Origin of the sequence: Clostridium thermarum (genome assembly GCF_006351925.1) — a bacterium.
In the GTDB taxonomy this organism is placed as follows: domain Bacteria; phylum Bacillota; class Clostridia; order Clostridiales; family Clostridiaceae; genus Clostridium_AU; species Clostridium_AU thermarum.
In genome coordinates, this window is record NZ_CP040924.1 from 1106010 (window position 1) to 1127508 (window position 21499).

16 protein-coding genes are annotated in these 21499 nt (G+C 35.6%); 14 read left to right on the forward strand and 2 right to left on the reverse strand.

The features are described 5' to 3' along the window. Window positions 1–330 precede the first annotated feature (330 nt). From rapZ to FHY60_RS04740, 5 genes are all read left to right on the forward strand, one after another. On the forward strand, window positions 331–1215 hold the full coding sequence (gene rapZ, locus FHY60_RS04720; RefSeq protein ID WP_139903911.1) for an RNase adapter RapZ: 885 nt from the start codon (window positions 331–333) through the stop codon (window positions 1213–1215). Beyond that, complete coding sequence (locus tag FHY60_RS04725) at window positions 1212–2549, forward strand: gluconeogenesis factor YvcK family protein (RefSeq protein ID WP_139903913.1); 1338 nt, start codon at window positions 1212–1214, stop codon at window positions 2547–2549. The genes rapZ and FHY60_RS04725 overlap by 4 nt, the downstream gene beginning before the upstream one ends. Before the next feature lie 5 nt (window positions 2550–2554). Continuing rightward, window positions 2555–3508, forward strand: coding sequence for a DNA-binding protein WhiA (whiA, locus tag FHY60_RS04730; RefSeq protein ID WP_139903914.1), 954 nt, complete (start codon window positions 2555–2557; stop codon window positions 3506–3508). A gap of 10 nt (window positions 3509–3518) precedes the next feature. Next, a complete protein-coding gene (locus tag FHY60_RS04735) occupies window positions 3519–4823 on the forward strand; it encodes a DRTGG domain-containing protein (RefSeq protein ID WP_139903916.1) in 1305 nt (434 codons plus the stop codon). A gap of 72 nt (window positions 4824–4895) precedes the next feature. Beyond that, window positions 4896–5180, forward strand: a complete 285-nt coding sequence (locus FHY60_RS04740; protein WP_139903918.1) for a Dabb family protein — start codon at window positions 4896–4898, stop codon at window positions 5178–5180. Between the two features lie 232 nt (window positions 5181–5412). On the opposite strand, the gene FHY60_RS04745 is transcribed toward FHY60_RS04740, so the two are convergent. Further along, window positions 5413–6345: a transposase gene (locus FHY60_RS04745; RefSeq protein WP_163216135.1), complete on the reverse strand. Its 933-nt coding sequence runs from the start codon at window positions 6343–6345 to the stop codon at window positions 5413–5415. A 184-nt stretch (window positions 6346–6529) separates the two neighbouring features. Between FHY60_RS04745 and FHY60_RS04750 the strand changes: the two genes are divergently transcribed. The 5 genes from FHY60_RS04750 (at window position 6530) to FHY60_RS04770 (ending at window position 16212) form a co-directional block, all read left to right on the forward strand. Next, window positions 6530–7840, forward strand: a complete 1311-nt coding sequence (locus FHY60_RS04750) for a transposase (RefSeq protein ID WP_139903921.1) — start codon at window positions 6530–6532, stop codon at window positions 7838–7840. A gap of 422 nt (window positions 7841–8262) precedes the next feature. Beyond that, a complete protein-coding gene (locus tag FHY60_RS04755) occupies window positions 8263–11904 on the forward strand; it encodes a DNA polymerase III subunit alpha (RefSeq protein WP_139906289.1) in 3642 nt (1213 codons plus the stop codon). A gap of 393 nt (window positions 11905–12297) precedes the next feature. After that, complete coding sequence (gene pfkA, locus FHY60_RS04760; RefSeq protein WP_139903923.1) at window positions 12298–13257, forward strand: 6-phosphofructokinase; 960 nt, start codon at window positions 12298–12300, stop codon at window positions 13255–13257. 27 nt (window positions 13258–13284) lie between these two features. Further along, window positions 13285–15039, forward strand: coding sequence for a pyruvate kinase (gene pyk, locus FHY60_RS04765; RefSeq protein WP_139903925.1), 1755 nt, complete (start codon window positions 13285–13287; stop codon window positions 15037–15039). 54 nt (window positions 15040–15093) lie between these two features. After that, window positions 15094–16212, forward strand: coding sequence for an SLC13 family permease (locus FHY60_RS04770; protein ID WP_139903927.1), 1119 nt, complete (start codon window positions 15094–15096; stop codon window positions 16210–16212). Window positions 16213–16469: 257 nt separating this feature from the next. Here the strand turns inward: FHY60_RS04770 and FHY60_RS04775 are convergent, their stop codons facing one another. Then, window positions 16470–17540: an NAD(P)H-dependent flavin oxidoreductase gene (locus FHY60_RS04775; RefSeq protein ID WP_139903929.1), complete on the reverse strand. Its 1071-nt coding sequence runs from the start codon at window positions 17538–17540 to the stop codon at window positions 16470–16472. Between the two features lie 220 nt (window positions 17541–17760). Between FHY60_RS04775 and FHY60_RS04780 the strand changes: the two genes are divergently transcribed. The 4 genes from FHY60_RS04780 to FHY60_RS04795 all read left to right on the forward strand — a co-directional run bounded on the left by FHY60_RS04780 (window position 17761) and on the right by FHY60_RS04795 (window position 21459). Then, window positions 17761–18120, forward strand: a complete 360-nt coding sequence (locus FHY60_RS04780) for a DUF1540 domain-containing protein (protein WP_139903932.1) — start codon at window positions 17761–17763, stop codon at window positions 18118–18120. Between the two features lie 193 nt (window positions 18121–18313). Then, window positions 18314–19675 (forward strand): 23S rRNA (uracil(1939)-C(5))-methyltransferase RlmD, encoded by a 1362-nt coding sequence (gene rlmD, locus FHY60_RS04785; RefSeq protein ID WP_139903933.1) that lies wholly within the window; start codon window positions 18314–18316, stop codon window positions 19673–19675. A gap of 285 nt (window positions 19676–19960) precedes the next feature. Continuing rightward, complete coding sequence (locus tag FHY60_RS04790; RefSeq protein ID WP_139903936.1) at window positions 19961–20566, forward strand: type IV toxin-antitoxin system AbiEi family antitoxin domain-containing protein; 606 nt, start codon at window positions 19961–19963, stop codon at window positions 20564–20566. Further along, the gene (locus tag FHY60_RS04795; RefSeq protein ID WP_139903937.1) at window positions 20566–21459 is read left to right on the forward strand and encodes a nucleotidyl transferase AbiEii/AbiGii toxin family protein; all 894 of its coding nucleotides are present in this window, start codon (window positions 20566–20568) and stop codon (window positions 21457–21459) included. Before FHY60_RS04790 ends, FHY60_RS04795 begins: the two co-directional genes overlap by 1 nt. Window positions 21460–21499: the final 40 nt, after the last annotated feature.

A 21499-nucleotide genomic window follows, 5' to 3' on the forward strand; every position in this document is an offset into this window, starting at 1 on the left:
AAACATAATATAAAACAAAGCTGCACTAATTAATAAGCCATTAGGTATAAACCTTGTGAACCGTCCCCACCTCTTCTACCTGCTCTAATTCTTTGGCAAATGCTATTTATTTCTTTAGTCGTTGTGTTATAATAAAAAATATATCTGTATTAAAATTATGGTACAGCTAATAGAAATATGTAGTTAAAATACTTTGATTTTATAGACAACTTATGATTCTTTATAGCCATTACTACATATTATAGATTGAATACATTATAGCTTGAAAATATTATAGACATTAATAGTAAGAGAGTACTTATGTAAGTATTTGCGTAAAGGAGGATTTATATGAGATTTGTAATTGTTACTGGATTATCAGGAGCAGGAAAAACACAGGCTATGCGGAGCCTTGAGGATATTGGATATTTTTGTGTAGATAATTTACCTCCTACATTAATACCAAAATTTGCAGAAGCATGTTTCCAGACCGGTGGGAAAATAGATAAGATAGCATTAGTGATGGACATTAGAGGTGGAATGTTTTTCGATGCCCTTTTCGAAAGTTTGAAGCACCTGGAGTCTCAGGAATACGAATATGAAATTCTTTATTTGGATGCCTCCAATGAAGTACTTATAAAGAGATATAAAGAATCCAGAAGGAAGCACCCTCTAGCGCCTGAAGGCAGAGTTCTTCAGGGGATTGAACTGGAGAGAAGCAAGCTAAATGAACTCAGAAACAGAGCTACCAACATCATCGATACAACTAAGCTGTCCATTTGGGATTTAAGGCAGAAGATTACTGAAATTTATGGAGAAGAGGGCCAGGTTGAAGTAGAACTGATGATAACAGTGCTTTCCTTTGGCTTTAAGTACGGCATACCGGTAGATTCGGATTTAGTATTTGACGTGAGATTTATACCTAATCCTTTCTATATACATGAACTAAAACAGTATTCAGGGAATGATGAGCCGGTAAAGGAATATGTTCTGAAGCATGAAGTTACCACTAAGTTTATTGACAAGCTTGACGACATGTTTACTTTTTTAATTCCTAACTATATAAAAGAGGGCAAAAGACAGCTTATTATATCCATCGGCTGTACCGGTGGAAGACACCGCTCAGTGGCCATCTCCAACGCTATATATGAAAGATTGAAAGCTAAAGGCCACAAGGTAACCATTGAGCACAGGGATATTCATGAGGATATTAATAGAGGTGGTATGAAGCTATGAAGTTTTCAGACTGGCTAAAGCCGGGGATAAAGGTTAAGCGCTGGATACTCTTTGGTATCATGGGTGTGTTCCTAATATTTTTTGGTCTGGTGGAAATAGTTGAAAGGCAGTTTTACAATATTTATTACAAGGCCTTCTGGCTTTTCTTAAATATTATTGGCATTTTTGTAATCTATGTGTCCATTACCCAAGGAATGAGGTCCATAATAGCCCTCATTAATAAAGGCTATATAAATGTAAGATTGGATTCTAAAAAACTTGAAAGTCTTATCTACGAGAAAAGGTTGTTGGTAAAGGGACCTAAAATAGTTGTAATTGGTGGTGGAACAGGTCTATCGACTATGCTTAGAGGACTTAAATATTACACTTCAAACATAACTGCTATCGTTACTGTTGCTGACGATGGTGGTGGTTCTGGAGATTTAAGAGAGGATTTGGGCATACTACCTCCTGGTGATATCCGAAACTGCATATTGGCTCTTGCAGATACTGAACCCTTGATGGAGGAGCTTCTGCAATACAGATTCAAAGATGGAAGACTTAAGAATCAAAGCTTTGGTAATTTGTTTCTTGCAGCCATGGATGGAATTTCTTCAAATTTCGAAGAAGCGGTGCAGAAGATGAGCTCAGTTTTGGCGGTGACCGGCAAGGTTCTGCCAGTTACTTTGGAGAATATGGTTTTAAAGGCCAAGTTTAAAAATGGAAATATAGTACAAGGAGAATCCTTAATACCTGAAGTAGCTTTAGCTCAGGGGACTTCTATCGATCGCATTTTTATTGATCCAGAGGATGCAAAGCCTTTGGATGAAGCTATAAAAGCTATCAGAGAGGCAGATGCAATTATCTTGGGACCGGGAAGCTTATATACCAGTGTAATACCTAATCTGCTTGTTAAGGACATAGCAGATGAGGTTAGCAAAGCGGATGGCTTAAAGATATATATTTGTAATATAATGACTCAGCCCGGTGAAACTGATGGGTATGATGTTGCAGAACATATTAATGCAATTTATAAGCATTCGAAAGAAGATATACTAGACTATATTATAGTAAATTCAGGGCAAATTGATGCTGAGTTAGAGGAAAAGTACAAATCAGAAGGTTCTCAGTTGGTGGTAACTGATAATAATAAGCTGAAAAAGCTTGGAGTTGGAATCATTGAGGGGGACCTAATCAAGGTCAGAAATGGATATATAAGACATGATTCTGAAAAACTGGCAGCGATTCTCATTGAGACAATTATGGAGAAAAAATTATTCTTCGATAGAAAGAAGATCATTGAATATTTCTATCTATCAGAAAGATTAAAAGACAATAAAAAGATTAGGGAGTAGGTACTATGTCATTTTCATCAAAAGTTAAAGAAGAAGTTTGCAGACTTACGGATTTAAGTAAAAAAGAGGCAATTGCTGTGTTATCAGGAATAATGAAAGTCAGTGGTACGATTTCCTTTACAGCTAACAGGCAAATAAATTTTAGGATAACCACGGAAAATGCAGGAATTGCCAGATTGGTCTTTAAGATGCTTAAGAATTACTTTAATATAAATACTAGGTTAATGGTAAAAAAGAGTAATTCTCTAAAGAAGAACAATATTTATATGGTAGTTATCGGAGAAGAAATGGGTGTCAGATCAATTTTGAAAGAAGTAGGTATCCTTGCCGATGATGATAGTTTGATTACTTTCGATTACGGCATAAGAGAAAGTATTGTTGATTCTGATGAAACAAGACGAGCTTATATAAGAGGGGCCTTTTTAGGCGGCGGCAGTATAAGTAACCCTGAGAAGACTTATCATCTTGAGTTTGTTACCCATGATTTAGAATATGCTGAAGCCCTAAGTAAGTTAATCAATGTTTACGGACTTTCATCTAAGGTAATTCAAAGAAAGAGCAGCTATATTGTGTATCTCAAGGAAGGTGAACAGATAGTTGACCTACTTAACATTATAGGAGCTCACAAGTCCCTTTTGGAACTTGAAAATATTAGAATAATGAAGGAAATGAGAAATAACGTAAACAGGCTTGTTAATTGTGAAACGGCTAACTTAAGCAAAACAGTTAATGCGGCAGTAAGGCAGGTAGAAAGCATTAAACTTATCCAAAAGGAGATTGGACTCAACAGATTACCCAAGAACTTAAGGGAAATTGCGGAGCTGAGGTTAAACTACCCTGACGAATCTTTGAAGGAATTAGGCGAAATGCTGGATCCTCCTGTAGGAAAGTCAGGAGTAAATCACAGACTGAGAAGAATTGAAAAAATTGCTGATGAATTGAGAAGGGAAGAAAGGTAGGTGCGAAAGTATGTCTAAGCACGAGGAGATAATCAAGCATATTTTGTCCCTTGAGGTTGGTCATAAAATTTCTGTAAGAGGCGTTGCCTCAGCCCTAGGGGTAAGTGAAGGAACAGCCTACAGAGCCATAAAAGATTGTGAAACCCTTGGAATAGTATCCACCATACCAAGGGTTGGTACCGTTAGAATAGAAAAGGTTGAAAAGAAGAGCATTGAAGCATTAACTTTCGCAGAAGTGGTTAACATAGTTGAAGGTACTATTTTAGGAGGAAAGGAAGGCATCCATAAGACTCTTAATAAGTTTGTCATTGGTGCTATGACCATTGATGCAATGCAGAGATATATTTCGCCAGGATGTTTACTGATAGTGGGAAACAGAGAAGAAGCGCAGGAATTAGCCCTTAACAATGAATCAGCAGTTTTAATCAGTGGTGGATTTACCTGTAATGATAGAATTAAAAAGCTTGCAAATGAAAAATGTCTTCCAATAATATCTTCCAGTTATGATACCTTTACAATAGCTACTATGATAAATAGGGCAATATCTGAAAGCCTGATCAAAAAGGACATAATTTTGGTAGAGGATATCATGATACCAAATCCAATCAGTCTTAAAGCCAGCACCACTATAAGGCAGTGGAAGGAGCTCATGAATGAAACAAAACATGAGAGATATCCTGTTGTTGGTGATGACAACAAGGTTGTGGGAGTAGTAACCTTAAAGGACCTACCGATCGACTGCTCACCGGATGATCCTGTGGGAAAAATAATGAGCAAAACTCCTATTACTGTGACTCCGAAGACAACTGTGGCATATGCTGCCCACGTTATGGCTTGGGAAGGCATAGAAATTTCACCGGTTGTGGACGGCAAGAAGCTGGTGGGCATAATCACCCGAAGAGATGTTATCAAGGCGCTGCAATACGTTTCGAGACAGCCTCAGGTAAGTGACACTTTAGAAGACCTAATATTAAAGAGTTTCAGCTATGAGATGGAAAATGGAGTAGCACATTTCTGCGGTAATATAATTCCTCAGATGCTAGATACTATCGGAACAGCTTCCTGGAGTGCGCTGAACATGCTGCTTTCCACGGTAGGCTTATCAACGCTTAGACAGAAAAACAACATCAATGTATCAGTGGACAGCATGATGACCTACTTCATGAAACCAGTACAGGTAGACAGCTTTATACATATATATACAAACGTAATCGATATCGGCAGAAACTTTTGCAAGGTTGAAGTGGATATGTACGATTCTGAGAAGGAGCACATAGCAAAAGCCATGCTCTCCGCCAGAGTAATAAAAAGATAAAAAGATAGTGGGGGACGGTTCACAAGGTTTGATTAACTTAGGACTAAGTCTTATTCAGAGGAGGATATTTAAATGTTTACGCACATAGTATTTTTCAAGTTAAATGATCCTAGTAAAGAAAATTTGGAACGTGCCAAGAACATACTTGAGCAAATGGAAGGTAAGATTCCACAACTAAAGTATATAGAAGTGGGAGTAGATGTTCTACATACAGAAAGATCCTATGATATTGCTTTGATTACAAGATTTGATTCCTTAGAAGATATGCAGGAATATCAAGTACATCCATACCATGTCAATGAAGTATTGAAAAAATTAAGGCCAATGCTGAAAGGATCATCAGCTGTTGACTACTAAAATAAAATTTAAAATTTAAATTTATTTAAATTTAAAGGGGACGGTTCACAAGAATTAATCAAAATGAATAATTCTTGTGAACCGTCCCCTTTGATTCAATTCAACTTCAGTCTGCATGACATAAGAGTTGTCCATCTTTTTTATCCAATTAATGAAACTCATTAACTACAAAAATTTCAAAATCCAATTTAAGCAACAAAATTATCAAAAATCAGCTTTAAAAAGTATTAGATTAAGGATTTACAGGAATTTTTTGCCTAATAAAATCCTGAATAATATTTTTATACTGCGGAACAGTTTGTATAAGTAATGAACCCCTTTGGGAGAGCCGCCAAGCATTGGATAGGGTGATATTACCAAGCATTAAGCAAATATCTGTAAGTGATAAGTTAGAAAAACTCCTTGCGATAACAATGAATAAGGATTTTAACTCATTATTTTTATGGCTATATTTTAGGTGAAGATTTACATCGCACCCTAAATAAGAAGATATAAATTCTTTTATATCTTCAGGCTGTGTTTCTCTTAAAATAAAACCTCTAGCACTTCTATATTCAGACTTCTCAGATACAAACTCAACTTCCTTTGCTAATTCAATTGAATTCATATTATTATAAGCTTTTTTCATAATTTCAACATAAGTTTTCCTTGATTTTATAATATCGCAGCTGAAATGTTGAAGGATAAAGCTTGTATTAAGAATATTGTGATGGTCTTTCTTTATACCTAAATATATTGCCAAACTTGAATAAGGATACTTTGAGACATCATTTTTGTAAAGCTTGATATCTTTAGGATTATTATGAATATACGCTGATAAAGCAATCAAATAATTATCATTATCTACTATCTTGCTTTTAAATCTATCTTGAAATAAATGGCCATGTCTACCATAGCGCTTATTATAATATTGAACATAACTTTGATTTATTGATTTCACGATCTTACTTATATCGGAACCGCAGCAATCAATAATCATGTGAGCGTGGGTTGTCATGAGGCAATAACCATAAACATTAAACATATACAAGTCTTTGTACTTTTTAATGAGTTCGAGATACTTTTCCCTATCCTTGTTATCCCTAAAAAGAGAAACCTCGCTAATCGATCTAACCATAACATGAAGGATTGCACCTGGGAACTTTTTTCTTGCTGTTCTTGGCATATTTGTCACCTCTCTAATATTAATTATTATAGCCTTGAGCATAATTCTAATGCCTTGATATTACTAGCCCGTAAGGGCTAATTTTTTTTTATCACTCAAATATATGTCATAGGATTTCCTCACTTTTTGTCGAATTATACTATATAACCACACATAATATAAAAACAATAAGGAGGAAATCTCTATGTACCAACGTCAAGAAATCTTTAACATAATTGAACTTTTTACTTCTCAAAAGCTTATCAATTTTTATACAAAAATCTTCGATAATCTTGATTTATCTTCATTACCCGATAGGGTACCTTCAAAATATGGTCCTACTGGGTTTTCACGTCATGCTCTTTTTAGAGCTTTCATTGTCATGAAATGTGAAAAATTTGCCCAAATTACTGACCTTAAAGATTTTCTAGAAAATAATCTAATAATTGCTCAGCTTTGCGGTTTCAATATTTTTAAACCTTTACCTTCATACTCGGTTTTTCAGAGATTTATAAAAAATTTATCTAATTCTTATCTTAAAGAAGTCATGAAACACCAAGTTAATATTCTTAAAGAACTTGGTTTTATTGACAACAACTTTATATCAGTTGATGCCACTCCTGTTAAGGCTAATACTAAATTTAATAATCCTAAATGCTTCGCAAATAACAAATTTTCTAAAAATAATCATCCTTCTTCTGATAAAGATTGTAAATTAGGTGTTCATACTGCTAATAACTCTATGAATGTTCAAGTTTTCGAAGATAAACCCAATAATTCAAAGAAAAAATGTGAATTTTACTGGGGATATAAAAATCATGTTATTTGTGATGCTATCTCCGGTCTCCCAATTGCTGAATTTACTACAACCGCTGATGTTAATGAAATTTCTAACTTTACAGAAATACTTTCTGATACCAATGAGTGGTTTCCACTAAAAGGTAGTTATATTATTGCTGATAAAGCTTATGACTCAAAGCAAAATCATGATTTTATTCGTAATAGCCTTAAAGGCCATGCCTTCATTGCATTAAATAAACGTGGTTCAAAACCTAAAAACTTAACATCAACAGGCAATGTAATATGCGATGCCGGATTAGCAATGCATAAAGATGGCAAACAATATTTTGATTCATATATTAAACAAAAATTTTGCTGTCCTTTTAGGACTTCTAAAGATGATTCTTTATGTCCATGTAAACACGAAAAATTCTTTAACGGTAAGAAGAACAGAGGTTGTGTAAAATACATAAGCATTGGCACTGATTATAGATCCTCTATAAATCGTGATTCTATATTTTTTAAGAAAATATACAGCCTTAGAACTGAATCTGAAAGATACAATTCTAGATGGAAGAATCTAAATACCGAGCAAGCTTATGTTAGAAATATTAACTCTGTTACTAATTTAAATACAATCGGACATATTTGTCTTTTAACTATTGCAATTGCTGCTATAAAATCTGGCTGTGTTGATAAATACAAATCCCTATCGGGATTAAAAAGGACAGCTTAAACTAAGTTATATCAAAATTTTTAAGCATCAATTTTACCAAGGGGATAGTCTACCCTTTTTTGTTTCTTTCATTTCAACTTAAGTTCCATTTTAGATATTTAAGCTACGCTTAGTAAAAATTGTAATAATTTAACTTTTGTTGTTCTATTTTTTATTTAATTATGCTCATATCTATTAATTATTATAGCTAAATTATTGACAGCTTTTTGATTATAAAATCAGTTCAATATAAGAAAATCTAAAATTACTATATGAATTGTGAACCGTCCCCTCTTACCTAGTTCACCATGATGGTATATAATAAAGGGGTAACTAAAAAGATGAATTTTGTCAATAATAAAAAGATAATAAGGCAAAGAGGTGATTATGTGGAGAATATAGATGAAACTTTCGATATAGAAGATAATTTGGATAATATTGATATGGAGCCTTATAAAGAACAGGATAAGAAAAATATTGATTTCGTTCATCTTCATGTACATACAGAATACAGTTTGCTGGATGGTTCAGGTAAAATGAAGCAGCTTGTAAAAAGAGCTAAAGAGCTAGGCATGAAAAGCCTGGCAATTACAGATCACGGAGTTATGTATGGTTGCGTGGACTTTTATAAAGCTGCTGTAGAAGAAGGAATACATCCAATAATAGGATGCGAAATATATATTGTGCCAAAATCTATGAAGATTAAGCATATGGACAAAGAAAATGAAACATACCATCTTGTTTTACTGGTAAAAAATGAGGTTGGTTATAATAATTTGATGAAGATTGTATCTACCGCTTCCATAGAGGGATTTTATTATAAACCGAGAGTTGATCATGAATACCTAAAGCAGCACAGCGAGGGACTTATCGCACTTAGTGCGTGTCTAGGCGGTGAAGTTCAAGCTCATATGCTGGAGGGCAATTATGCTAAGGCTAAGGATGCTGCATTATTCTATAAGTCAGTATTTAAAGAGGACTTTTATTTGGAGCTTCAATACCACGGTATGCAGGAGCAAATGAAGGTAAATGGAGAAATTATCAAGCTTTCAAAAGAAATTGGGGTGCCATTGATTGCTACTAATGATGTCCATTATATAAGAAAGGAAGACTATCGGGCCCATGATGTACTCCTCTGCATTCAGACAGGCAAGACTGTGGACGAAGAAAACAGAATGAGGTATCCATCGGATCAGTTCTACTTGAAGTCCCCTGAGGAAATGTATGGCTTGTTTTCTTATGTGCCTGAGGCCTTGAACAATACCGTCAAAATTGCAGAGAAATGTAAATTTGATTATGAATTCCATAAGTCAAAGCTGCCCAAATTCCCACTACCAGAAGGATATGATGCTTTCGAATATCTGAGGGATACCTGTTTCAAAGGCTTAGTAGATAGGTACAAGGTTTTTGAACCTATAAGGGATCTATCGCAAGAAGAGATTTATGCTTCTGTAATGAAAATATCAGAAGAGAATCTAGATGCCAAAGAACTCACATACAGACTAAACTATGAGTTAAATATAATAAATCAGATGGGATATGTTGACTATTTCTTGATAGTTTGGGACTTTATAAGATATGCTAACGAGAATGGCATACCAACAGGCCCCGGAAGAGGTAGCGCTGCAGGATCAATTGTAGCCTACACCCTTGGAATTACAAAGATCGATCCCATAAAATACAGCTTGCTTTTTGAGCGTTTTTTGAATCCTGAAAGAGTGAGTATGCCGGATATAGATTCGGATTTTTGTTATGAAGGAAGACAGAAGGTAATTGACTACGTGGTAGATAAATATGGCGAAAATAATGTTTCACAAATAATTACCTTTGGTACCATGGCTGCCAGAGCTTGTATCAGAGATGTTGGAAGAGCTATGAATTATTCTTATGCTGAGGTTGATAAAATTGCTAAGATGATTCCCACTATGCTTGGTATAACTATTGATAAAGCATTGTTCTTAAATCCGGAGTTAAAAGCAATTTATGATGAAGAAGAAAGAGTAAGGGAGCTTATAGATATCAGCAGGTCTCTTGAGGGCTTGCCTAGGCACTCATCAACTCATGCGGCAGGAGTAGTTATAGCATCACAGCCATTAGTAAGTTTTGTTCCGCTGCAAAGGAACGAAGATATGATAGTAACTCAATTCCCTATGGGGACTTTAGAGGAGCTTGGACTACTCAAAATGGACTTCTTAGGCTTGAGAACCCTTACAGTTATGCGTGATGCCATAAAGATGGTCAAGGATATAAGAGGTATTGATATAGATTTAGACCAAATTGGCTTTGATGATCATGAAGTCTATAAAATGATAGGTGAAGGTAAGACTGTTGGGGTCTTCCAATTGGAATCTGCCGGGATGACTAACTTTATGAAGGAGCTGAAACCGGATTCCCTGGAGGACATAATAGCGGGAATAAGTTTGTACAGACCAGGCCCTATGGCTGAAATTCCAAGATATATTGAAAATAAGAACTTTCCAGAGAAGGTAACTTACTTGACTCCGGAACTTGAAAGCATCTTAAGTGTTACCTATGGCGTTATGGTTTATCAAGAACAGGTTATGGAGATAGTAAGAAAGCTTGCAGGATACTCTATGGGCCGAAGTGACCTTGTTAGACGTGCTATGTCAAAGAAAAAGCACAAGGTAATGGAGGAAGAGAGAAAGAACTTTATCTATGGAATAGTTGATGAAAATGGCAATGTTGAGGTGCCTGGATGTATTAGAAATGGCATTAGTGAAGAGGTAGCAAACAAGATCTTCGATCAAATGATGGATTTTGCTTCCTACGCCTTTAACAAGTCCCATGCTGCTGCCTATGCTGTGGTGGCATATCAGACAGGTTATCTGATGAGATATTACCCTGCAGAATACATAGCAGCAATGCTAAACAGTGTTATGGGAGTAACAGATAAGGTTGTATTTTATATAAGGTTTGCTGAAAGTCAGGGAATACAGGTAAAGTCACCTAATATAAATGAAAGCTATGCTAAATTCACGGTCAAGGATGAGAAAACAATACTGTTTGGTCTTGCTGCAATAAAAAATGCCGGCATTCATGTGGTAGAGAGCATCGTTAGCAGCAGAGAGCAAAAGGGTAAATTCACTTCACTATACGATTTTTGTAATAAAATAGATTTATCAGTAATTAATAAAAGAGTTATCGAAAGCCTTATAAAGTCTGGAGCCTTTGATTGTTTCAAAGTTTACCGTTCACAAATGCTTTCGGTTTATGAAAAAATATTAGATGGACTAGGCAGCGAGAAGAAGAGGAACATTGATGGACAGGTAAGTCTCTTTGGAGACTTAGGTGCTACAAGCTTAGGTGGAGTCAATTTAGAGGCTGAGATCAAGTATCCAAACATTAAAGAGTTTGAAAAGCGACACTTGCTGGCCATGGAAAAAGAGATCACAGGTATGTATATATCAGGCCATCCTGTTGAAGAATACCAAGAAGCTCTCAAGCTCCATACCGATACAAGAACCATTGATATCCTTGAAGCAGCTGCTCAACAAACAACTTTAGAGGATGAATTAACGACTGGAATGGATGCTTCAAGCTACGATGTATCCATAAAGGAAAACGAAAAAATCTATGACGGTAAGAAAATTATGATTGGTGGTATAATCACTTCTGTAAGCAGAAAGTTTACTAGGAATAATGATAGGATGGCCTTTATAACCCTTGAAGATATTTATGGAAGCATCGAAGTTGTTGTATTCCCCAAAGTTATGGAAAAGGTATCTAGCCTCATTACTGAAGATGCCCTTATCCTTGTAAAAGGTAGGGTAAGTATAAGAGAAGATGAAGGGCCAAAAATTCTTTGCGAGGATATACAGCCGTTAATAAACATTAATACCTCTAAGTTGTATATTGCAATTGAAGATGATAAGACAGCCCGTGGAATCATAAATAATTTAAAACTTGCTCTACACAGGTATAAGGGAAATACACCGGTATATCTGTTTATCCGAAAGGAAAGAAAGAATTACAGAATGGATAAAGAATTTTGGGTTAATACTGAATCTGGTGTAGTAGAATTTTTAAAGAGTGAGTTTGGAGAAGAGAACGTAAAAGTAGTTTAGTTTTTCCAATCATCAATAAAGAACAAGAAAGTAAAAAACCTCAGAGTCGATCCGCTTGACTCTGAGGTTTTTGCTGTTAAAGGAGACGGTTCACAAGGTTTATATACTTTTTTAGAAAATATATATAATTCTTGTGAACCGTCCCCTTATTTGTCCCGCTATTACTCCTCGATATTTGATCATTTCCAACGTATTTTCATGAATTTAGACTTTTTTCGTTTTATTTTTTATTTCTGCAGGTAATACTATAGTTGCGTGATAAATATTTTTGTAGTAATATTATGTTGGGACAATAGTGATAGTTATTAAAAATATGCTCAAAGCTATTATCAATGTAACGTATTTGACCATGGTGGGACGAGTTTTGTCCCACGGGGAACAGGAGGAGTTAATATGAAAACAATAGCTATTTTGACAAGCGGCGGAGATGCACCAGGAATGAATGCTGCCATCAGAGCAGTAGTTAGAATGGGCCTTAGTAAGGGCTTAAGGGTAATGGGTGTTGAAAGAGGTTACAATGGTTTAATCAATGGGGAAATCTTTGAGATGAACCGAAATTCTGTGTCAGATATAATTCAAAAGGGTGGTACCATCTTAAAGACCGCAAGATGCGAAGAGTTTAAGACTGAAGCTGGCAGAGAAAGAGCTGTAAATGTGCTGAAAGTTTTTGGTATCGATGGCCTTGTTGTTATTGGCGGTGACGGTTCCTTTACAGGTGCCAAGCTATTATCTAAGCTTGGTGTAAAAACTGTGGGTATCCCAGGAACTATAGATAATGACTTATCTTATACTGATTACACTCTTGGCTTCGATACTGCGTTAAATACTGTATTAGATGCAATAAATAAACTAAGAGATACATCAAGCTCCCACGAAAGAGTTAGTATTGTGGAAGTTATGGGAAGAAACTGTGGTGATATTGCCTTATTTGCAGGTCTGGCCGGTGGTGCAGAAAGCATCATAGTTCCTGAAATGGGCATGGATGTTGATGAACTTTGTAAGACAATACTTGAAGGCAAGAGAAACGGAAAGCTTCATAATCTAATACTTTTGGCAGAAGGGGTTGGTGGAGCACAAAAGCTTGCTAAGCATGTGGAAGAAGTTACTGGAATCGAGACAAGAGCTACTATATTAGGTCACATACAAAGAGGTGGAAGTCCAACTGCATTTGACAGAATACTTGCTTCAAGATTGGGCGCCAGAGCAGTTGAACTTTTAATCGAGGGTAAATCTTCTAGAGTTGTAGGAATTAGAGGCGGAGTTATAATTGATGATGATATAGACGAAGCATTAGCCCTTCCTAGAAAGTTTGACACTAACCTATATGAAATAGCAAAATGCTTATCCTACTAAAATTTATTGTTCTAAGGAGAGTTAAGTATGAGAAAGACTAAAATAATTTGCACCATTGGTCCTGCCAGTGAAGATAGAGAAACCTTAAAAAAACTATTTGAAGCAGGCATGAATGCTTCAAGACATAATTTTTCCCATGGCGATCATGAAGAACATGGCGGAAGAATTAAGCTCGTTAAAGAATTAAGTAAAGAATTAAATAAACCGGTATCAATAATACTTGATACCAAGGGACCTGAAATCAGAACCGGAAAATTTGCTGCAGGAAAGCTTGAACTTAAAGAAGGCAGCAGTTTCACCATAGTTTGCGGCGAGGACATATCCGGAGATGAAACTCAGTGTTCAGTTTCCTATAAGAACTTATATCAGGATGTTGTTCCTGGCAATATGATATTAATCGATGACGGCCTGGTTGGGTTGGAAGTTGAAAAGGTTGTTGGGACCAACATACATTGTATCGTAAAGAATACTGGTATGGTTGGCAGTCACAAGGGAGTAAATGTTCCTGGTGTATCAATCAACCTTCCTGCAATCACAGAAAAGGATATTGCGGATTTAAAATTCGGTATTGAAATAGGTGTGAATATAATAGCTGCATCCTTCGTGAGAAAGGCATCTGACGTACTCGCCATCAGAAAAGTATTAAATGAAAATGGTGGAGAGCATGTGCTTATTTTCTCAAAAATTGAGAATCAGGAAGGTGTAAATAATTTAGATGAAATACTTAAATTCTCCGATGGCATAATGGTTGCTAGAGGAGACCTAGGTGTAGAAATTCCAATTGAGCAGGTACCACTTGTTCAAAAGATGATAATCGAAAAATGTAACTATGTAGGAAAGCCTGTTATCACAGCAACACAGATGTTAGACTCTATGATCAGGAATCCAAGACCAACAAGAGCTGAGGCTTCAGACGTAGCTAATGCAATTTTTGATGGAACTGATTGTATAATGCTAAGTGGAGAAACTGCAAATGGAAAATATCCATTAGAGGCAGTTAGGACAATGTCAAGAATAGCAGAGGAAGCAGAAAGCCAGTTAAATTATGAAGCATCCTTAAAGAAAAAAAGAAAAGCACACATTCCTAACGTACCTAATGCAATCAGCTTGGCTACCTGCAACACTGCAATGGAGTTAAATGCTTCTGCGATTATAACTGCAACACAAAGCGGTCATTCTGCAAAGATTGTTTCAAAGTACAGACCGGAGTGTCCAATTATTGCTGTAACTCCATATGAACAAGTAGCTAAGAATTTAGCAGTTATCTGGGGTGTATATCCTGTTGTGGCAGAAAAGGTTGAAACTACAGATGAGCTTATAAATAAATCAGCAGACATAGCCCTAGAAACTGGACTTGTTAAGAAGGGCGACCTGGTAGTTATTGCTGCAGGTATTCCTGTAAACTATGTGGGTTCCACCAACATGATGAAAGTTCACATTGTTGGCGACATACTGCTTAAAGGAAAAGGGGAAGGCACCAGACCTGGTTCAGGAACTGTGAGCTTAGTAGAAAGTGCACAAGAGGCTCTTGAAAAGACTGAAGTTGGCAGTATAATGGTTGTTAGAGAACTTAGCAAGGATTATATTGAAGTCTTTGACAAGCTTGGTGGTATCATTGTTGAAGGAAGTGTTTCCTCCGATATAATCATTGAGTGTATTGGAAGAGAAATACCACTCATCACTGGAGCAGCAGGAGCTATGGAAATCTTAAAGACTGGAAGCTTTATAACAATGGACGTAGCAAGAGGCATAGTATTCTCAGGCAAGGCTAATATAATATAACAGACCATAAAAGCGGCTTTAAATGCCGCTTTTAGCCATGTCTTAGGAGGAAATATGAAGGAATATATTATATATTTAAAGAAGCAATTTATAAACTTATTTAAGAAGGAAACTGTATTTGTAGTATCAGTAATAATCGCAGTATTAACCTGCTTTGTGAATACTCCTAAATTAGAATATATCGATTTTAAAGTGGTTATATCCTTGTTTAACCTGATTATAGTAGTTAGTGCCTTTCAACAGTTAAAACTCTTGGATAAGATTGCCGTAGCCATTTTAAAAAAATGTAGTAATAGAAGGACTGTAGCCTATGTGCTTACAGCTGTTACCTTTGCTGCATCCATGCTGCTAACTAATGATGTTGCACTGATTACCCTAGTGCCACTAACTATAATCATTGGAAAGAGAAGTGACATCAATCCCCTTGAGATAATAGTTGTTCAAACTTTGGCTGCTAATCTTGGCAGTAGTTTGACGCCCATTGGAAATCCACAGAACTTATTTATTTACTCCTGCTTTAATGTGGATACCCTTGAGTTTTTGAAAGCTGGGGCCCTAGTAGCCGGCATTGGAATAATTGCTTTGGTCGTAATTAATTTTTTTATGAAAAAGGACAAGCTGCGATATAATCTTGAAGAAATAGAAATTAAAGACAAGAAAAAGTTGTGTCTTTTTATAGCACTGTTCATTTGCATATTTCTGTCGGTATTTAGAATAATTGACTATAGGATAATGCTTATCATTACTATTTTAGTAACATTACTTGCAGACAGGAGCCTTTTTGTAAAGGTAGACTATTATCTCCTATTAACCTTTGTTACTTTTTTTATAATAGTAGGAAATATTTCTTCCATTGAGCCAATCAGGCATGCGGCTGAGCGACTGTTAAGCGGTGACTCTGCTTCCTATTTAAGTTCTATAATTATAAGTCAATTTATCAGCAATGTGCCTGCAGCAGTGCTTTTGTCTGGTTTTACCAGTTCATGGCGTCCAATAATGTTGGGGGTAAATGTGGGAGGCATGGGAACTTTAATAGCTTCCCTTGCCAGCGTAATAGCTTATAAGCTATATGTAAAAAGCTTTAATAACAGTAAAGCTTATTTAACTAAATTTCATATTTATAATTTTATATCCTTAATAATTATTGGATTTGTGGTATATATCTTCTTATAATTTAAAAGATGAATATTATTTAAATATACTGGAAATAATATTACAATGGAAAAATATAGGCAACTGATTCATTTTTGCACCATCCGGTGCACTTTTTTTACTTAAAATCATACCATTTTTACTTAAAATCATACCATGAATTTTACTAAACTTTAATATTGCATGTAAGCACTGAAAAACTGAATAATTGACATAATAAAAAATGAGTCCATAAACTGAAAGAGTTTTTTGGACTCGATTTTTTGCACTATTAATTATCAAGCCTCTTTGATTTGATTCACCAGTTCAGCCATCAATTCTTTGACACTTACTATTTTATCGACCTTATGGGCTTTACTGCCGCAGAAAATAAGCCCATTGTCAACATCGCCCTGAACTGCATTGATAAGTGCGCGGGATATGCAATATGGGGTAATTACCGGATTGCACTTGTGTATGCATCCATAACATTTATCAACCTTGATATTCCCCAAGAAGGTCCTTTCCACAAAGGCATTTTTTATGGCTCTGCCGGGCATGCCCACAGGACTTTTAACTATTACTATGTCCTCCTCAGTGGAGTGTATGTAGGCGTTTTTATAGTTTATATGGGCGTCACATTCATGAGTAGCTACAAACCTGGTAGCCATTTGTACACCGCTGGCACCAAGCTTCAGTAATTTAGCAATGTCTTGACCGGTATAAATACCTCCTGCAGCAATTACCGGAATAGACTTATTAAACTTTTCCTCATAGGTTTTTACCGTATCTATAATTTCAACCAACTCTGTTTCAAAGTAATCTCTACTAGCTTCTGGCAGGTCAGCTTCCTTAAAACCAAGATGACCTCCTGCTTCTGGTCCTTCTACCACCACAGCATCAGCGGTAACTCCGTAATTTCTTTCCCACAACCGAAGAATGAGTGAGGCGGCCTTCTTTGAAGAAACTATAGGAGCTATCTTGATATCACTGCCTTTACAGAGTTCAGGGAGATTTGTGGGGAGTCCTGCTCCGGAAATTATCATTTGGGCACCGGCTTCAATGGAGGCTTTAACCAGCAGTTCATAATTCCTCATGGCACACATAATATTAACTCCAATAATCCCATCACTGGCTTTTTTTAGAGCCTTCACTATATGGCTTTTTAAGGCTCTTATGTTGGCGGCAAGAGAGTTTTTTTCGAAATCAGGTTCGTTATAGCCCGGTTGTGCCGCTGAAATAATACCTATACCACCACAGGATGCAACTGCAGAAGCCAGGCCGGATAAAGAAACTCCTATACCCATTCCACCTTGAATGATAGGTATGGAAGCTTTGATATTTCCAAGAATCAATGGTTTTATTTCCATGGTTTATACCTCATTTCTAATTATTAAAATACTTTGATAATCAAAGTATTTTAATTAATATATTAATACATAATCTCAAAAATGTCAATATAATTACATGTAGTAATATAAACTATATTGTGGCATGTCCTTGCATGATTTATATATAAATATAGATGTATGAATAAAAAACATATTAATCCACAAAATATAATCAGATTAATTTACCGGAGGGGATAGTATGAATGGCAGCTTATCCTGCAGTGCAGTAAATTGTGTACATAATCTTAGTGGATTATGCTCTGCCAATAAAATATTAGTAAATGGATTGAGTGCACAAGCCAGTACAGGCACTCAATGTGAAACTTTTGCGGAAAAAGGCATAAAAAATGCATTGATGCACCTGACAAATATGAATATACCAGGAGAGATAAGACAGTTGTTTAACAATGATGGCATTCACATGTATCCGGAAGTAGCCTGTAATGCAGTAAGATGTCGTTTTAACAATGATAGGAAGTGCGAAGCGGACAGAGTGCTTATCATGGGAGCCCATGCCAACTCCAGTGACGGTACTTATTGTGAAACCTTCACTCCGTAAATCCAATCAAACAAAGGTTAATAACGGCATTTATTTATTCAGCGTTTTAATGCGCTGAATTTTTAATTTTGAATTACTTATGGCTATTGAATTATATCAAAATATTATGTATAATACACAAGCAATAACAGCTTAAGACATAATACTGGATAGCCCAGAGTTTACATATAAACAGGGGGAAGAGGTAATTTAAATGTTAGATTTTAAAAAAAATCAGGAACTTATAGTTGATATTATTTCAGAAGGATATGAGGGGGAAGGAGTTGCAAAGCCAGAAGGATTCCCCATATTTGTACCTGGAGCCTTGAAGGGTGAAAAGGTAAAGATCCGATTAGTAAAGGTGTCTAGGAATCATGGATACGGTAAGCTAATAGAGATACTGGAGCCATCTAAAGAAAGAGTTGAACCGGTCTGTCCCATTTATAAAAGGTGCGGCGGCTGTCAGCTTCAGCACATGAGCTATGAAGAACAGCTCAGATTTAAGAAAAATAGGGTGACAGACTGTCTAGAGAGAATTGGCAAGCTAAAAGATGTTGTAATTCATCCTACATTGGGGATGGATAATCCCTTAAGATACAGAAACAAGGTTCAGCTTCCGGTGGGAAGAGGGGAAACAGAACCAGCAATAGGTTTTTATGCTGCACGAAGCCATGAAATTATAAATTTACAGCAGTGCTACATACAGCATCAAGTTGGTGATGAAGTTGTACGGTTAACCAGAAGCTGGATGAAAGAATATAATATACAAGCTTATGATGAAGAGTCTGGATGTGGTATCGTTAGACATGTCATGATCAGAAAAGGTTTTAAAAGCGGTGAAGCTATGGTAGTTTTGGTAACTAATACAGCTAAGTTTCCGCATAAAGAGGAATTTATAAATCTTATTGTTCAAAACATACCGGATGTTAAGAGCATAATACAAAATATTAATACTAAGAAAACCAATGTAGTTTTAGGTCTGGAGAATATTACTCTGTGGGGCAGCGATATAATAACGGATTACATAGGACCCTTCAAGTTTAACATCTCACCCTTGTCCTTCTTTCAGGTAAATCCGGTTCAGACAGAAGTACTATATGGCAAGACTTTAGAGTATGCTCAGCTCACCGGCAATGAGGTTGTCTTTGATGCATATTGCGGAACCGGAACAATTTCCCTATTTTTATCTCAGAAGGCTAGAAAAGTTTATGGAGTGGAAATTATCGAAGCCGCTATTATAAATGCAAGACAAAATGCGGTTTTAAACGGAATTGAAAATGCGGAGTTTTTTGTTGGAGAGGCTGAAAAAGTGATACCGGAACTAATTTCTCAAGGCAAGAAAGCGGATGTAGTGGTGGTAGACCCACCTAGGAAGGGCTGTGAAAAAAGTCTCATACAAGCAATAGCTAAAATGGGCCCAAAGAGAGTTGTATATGTGTCCTGTGATCCTGCTACACTAGCAAGAGACCTAGCAATTTTTGAAACCCTGGGATACAAGACCGTTGAAGTGCAGCCCGTTGATATGTTCCCTCACACGGCACACGTGGAGTGTGTCGTGAAGATAGAGAAGAAATAGCTTGAAATCAAAGGCTTGGGGCAATTTGCCCCTTTTTTTCATGTGTGTTTTATGTTTCCGTAGACTAAGGATTTGAGGGGATTTTAGGGTTAGGGGGTTATACAAATTCGCTAAATTAGGAGGAATTGGATATTTGCGAAATGGCTTAAGTTTTCTTTAGAAGGTATAAAGACTATTACAAAATTAAATTCTATAACTTCATTGATATTTATATAGAATATGGATATACTATATGTATAAAAAAATAGATACAAAATATTAAATCTATGTTTTGGTGGTGAAAAGATGACCAGTGAAAGAATTAATAATATTAAAACTCTATTTGATAAATATGGACCAATTGTTAAGGCTGCAATATTAAGAGAAAATAAAGTGTGCAGTAGAGATATTAAAGAACTTATAGATAAAGGTTATGTGATAAAAATAAAAACAGGATACTATTGCTGGAACTCTGGATTTGATGATTTAAATGATTTTGAAATAGTGCAGTCAATAATACCAACTGGAGTTATTAGCATGTTTTCAGCAGCAGTAATACATGAAATGACTACAGTTAATCCTACGGACATTAATGTTACCATTGCATCTAGAATGCTTAAACCTAAGCTTCCAGATTACCCACCTGTAGACCTTTTTTTTACCTCAAATGATAATTTAGATTTAGGAATAGAGGAGCATGTTATGGAGCATATGAAGGTTAGGGTTTATAATGCAGAAAGGACGGTATGTGATTTCTTTAAATATTCTTCAAGAGTTGGAAATGATGTGGCATTAGAAGTTATAAAAAATTATATGCTTAGAAAAAATAAAAATTTGCAGCTCCTTTTTGAATATGCAACAAAGCTTCGAGTTAAAAAATATATAAAACCATATGTGGAGGTGCTTTTGTAATGAATTCTGATAGTATAAAGGCTAAATTAAAGAATATAGCAGTAAAAGAGGGAAAGTCCTTTGATTATCTTCTTACTTTGTATTTAATTGAAAGGTTATTATACAGGATATCAATCTCGGAATATGCTGATAAATTTGTATTAAAAGGTGGAGTGCTGTTATATATAGTCTTGGAGGAAAAAGCTAGAGCTACTAAGGATATAGATATGCTTGCAAGACAATTAAATAATTCCCTAGAGAATGTGGAAGCAATTTTTAAATCTGTGTGTGAAATTAAGGAAGATGATGCTATTGAATTTGATTTGAATACACTTACAGTAGAAAAGATAAAAGAAGATGCTGATTATGAGGGCGTTAGGGTAAAGGTAACAGCGTTTCTTGACCGTACTAAAAAAGTATTGCAAATGGATATTGGTTTTGGAGATGTAATAGTTCCGTGTGCTACTGAAATGGAGTATCCATCTCTTTTAGAAATGAAAAAACCGCTATTAAAAGCTTATTCAATGGAGTCTGTAATCGCTGAAAAATTTGAAGCAATGGTATATTTAGCAGAAGCCAATAGTAGGATGAAGGATTTCTATGATATTTGTATTTTATCACAAAAATATAATTTTGAAGGTAAAGTACTTAAAGAAGCAATTCAAACTACTTTTAAACATAGGAAAACACCGTTGCAATTAATTCCTACAATATTTACAAGTGACTTTAGAGAATCTAAGGAAAAGAAACAGCAATGGAAGGCATTTAAAAAGCGAATTTCGTCTAAGGAAGAATTAGAGTTTTTTGAGGTTATAGATAGACTGGTAAAATTTTTAAAGCCAATTTATGATTCAATTATTGAAAATAAAGAGTTTTCCTTAACATGGAACTTACAAGAAGGTAGATGGAAATAGTGAAAGAAAATTAAATATTAATGATTAATAAAAATAGAGA

Excerpts from the sequence above, each read along its gene's own strand:
- rapZ (WP_139903911.1), top strand. The coding sequence starts at position 331 with ATGAGATTTGTAATTGTTACTGGATTATCAGGAGCAGGAAAAACACAG.
- FHY60_RS04725 (WP_139903913.1), top strand. The coding sequence starts at position 1,212 with ATGAAGTTTTCAGACTGGCTAAAGCCGGGGATAAAGGTTAAGCGCTGG.
- whiA (WP_139903914.1), top strand. The coding sequence starts at position 2,555 with ATGTCATTTTCATCAAAAGTTAAAGAAGAAGTTTGCAGACTTACGGAT.
- FHY60_RS04735 (WP_139903916.1), top strand. The coding sequence starts at position 3,519 with ATGTCTAAGCACGAGGAGATAATCAAGCATATTTTGTCCCTTGAGGTT.
- FHY60_RS04740 (WP_139903918.1), top strand. The coding sequence starts at position 4,896 with ATGTTTACGCACATAGTATTTTTCAAGTTAAATGATCCTAGTAAAGAA.
- FHY60_RS04745 (WP_163216135.1), bottom strand. The coding sequence starts at position 6,345 with ATGCCAAGAACAGCAAGAAAAAAGTTCCCAGGTGCAATCCTTCATGTT.
- FHY60_RS04750 (WP_139903921.1), top strand. The coding sequence starts at position 6,530 with ATGTACCAACGTCAAGAAATCTTTAACATAATTGAACTTTTTACTTCT.
- FHY60_RS04755 (WP_139906289.1), top strand. The coding sequence starts at position 8,263 with ATGGAGCCTTATAAAGAACAGGATAAGAAAAATATTGATTTCGTTCAT.
- pfkA (WP_139903923.1), top strand. The coding sequence starts at position 12,298 with ATGAAAACAATAGCTATTTTGACAAGCGGCGGAGATGCACCAGGAATG.
- pyk (WP_139903925.1), top strand. The coding sequence starts at position 13,285 with ATGAGAAAGACTAAAATAATTTGCACCATTGGTCCTGCCAGTGAAGAT.
- FHY60_RS04770 (WP_139903927.1), top strand. The coding sequence starts at position 15,094 with ATGAAGGAATATATTATATATTTAAAGAAGCAATTTATAAACTTATTT.
- FHY60_RS04775 (WP_139903929.1), bottom strand. The coding sequence starts at position 17,540 with ATGGAAATAAAACCATTGATTCTTGGAAATATCAAAGCTTCCATACCT.
- FHY60_RS04780 (WP_139903932.1), top strand. The coding sequence starts at position 17,761 with ATGAATGGCAGCTTATCCTGCAGTGCAGTAAATTGTGTACATAATCTT.
- rlmD (WP_139903933.1), top strand. The coding sequence starts at position 18,314 with ATGTTAGATTTTAAAAAAAATCAGGAACTTATAGTTGATATTATTTCA.
- FHY60_RS04790 (WP_139903936.1), top strand. The coding sequence starts at position 19,961 with ATGACCAGTGAAAGAATTAATAATATTAAAACTCTATTTGATAAATAT.
- FHY60_RS04795 (WP_139903937.1), top strand. The coding sequence starts at position 20,566 with ATGAATTCTGATAGTATAAAGGCTAAATTAAAGAATATAGCAGTAAAA.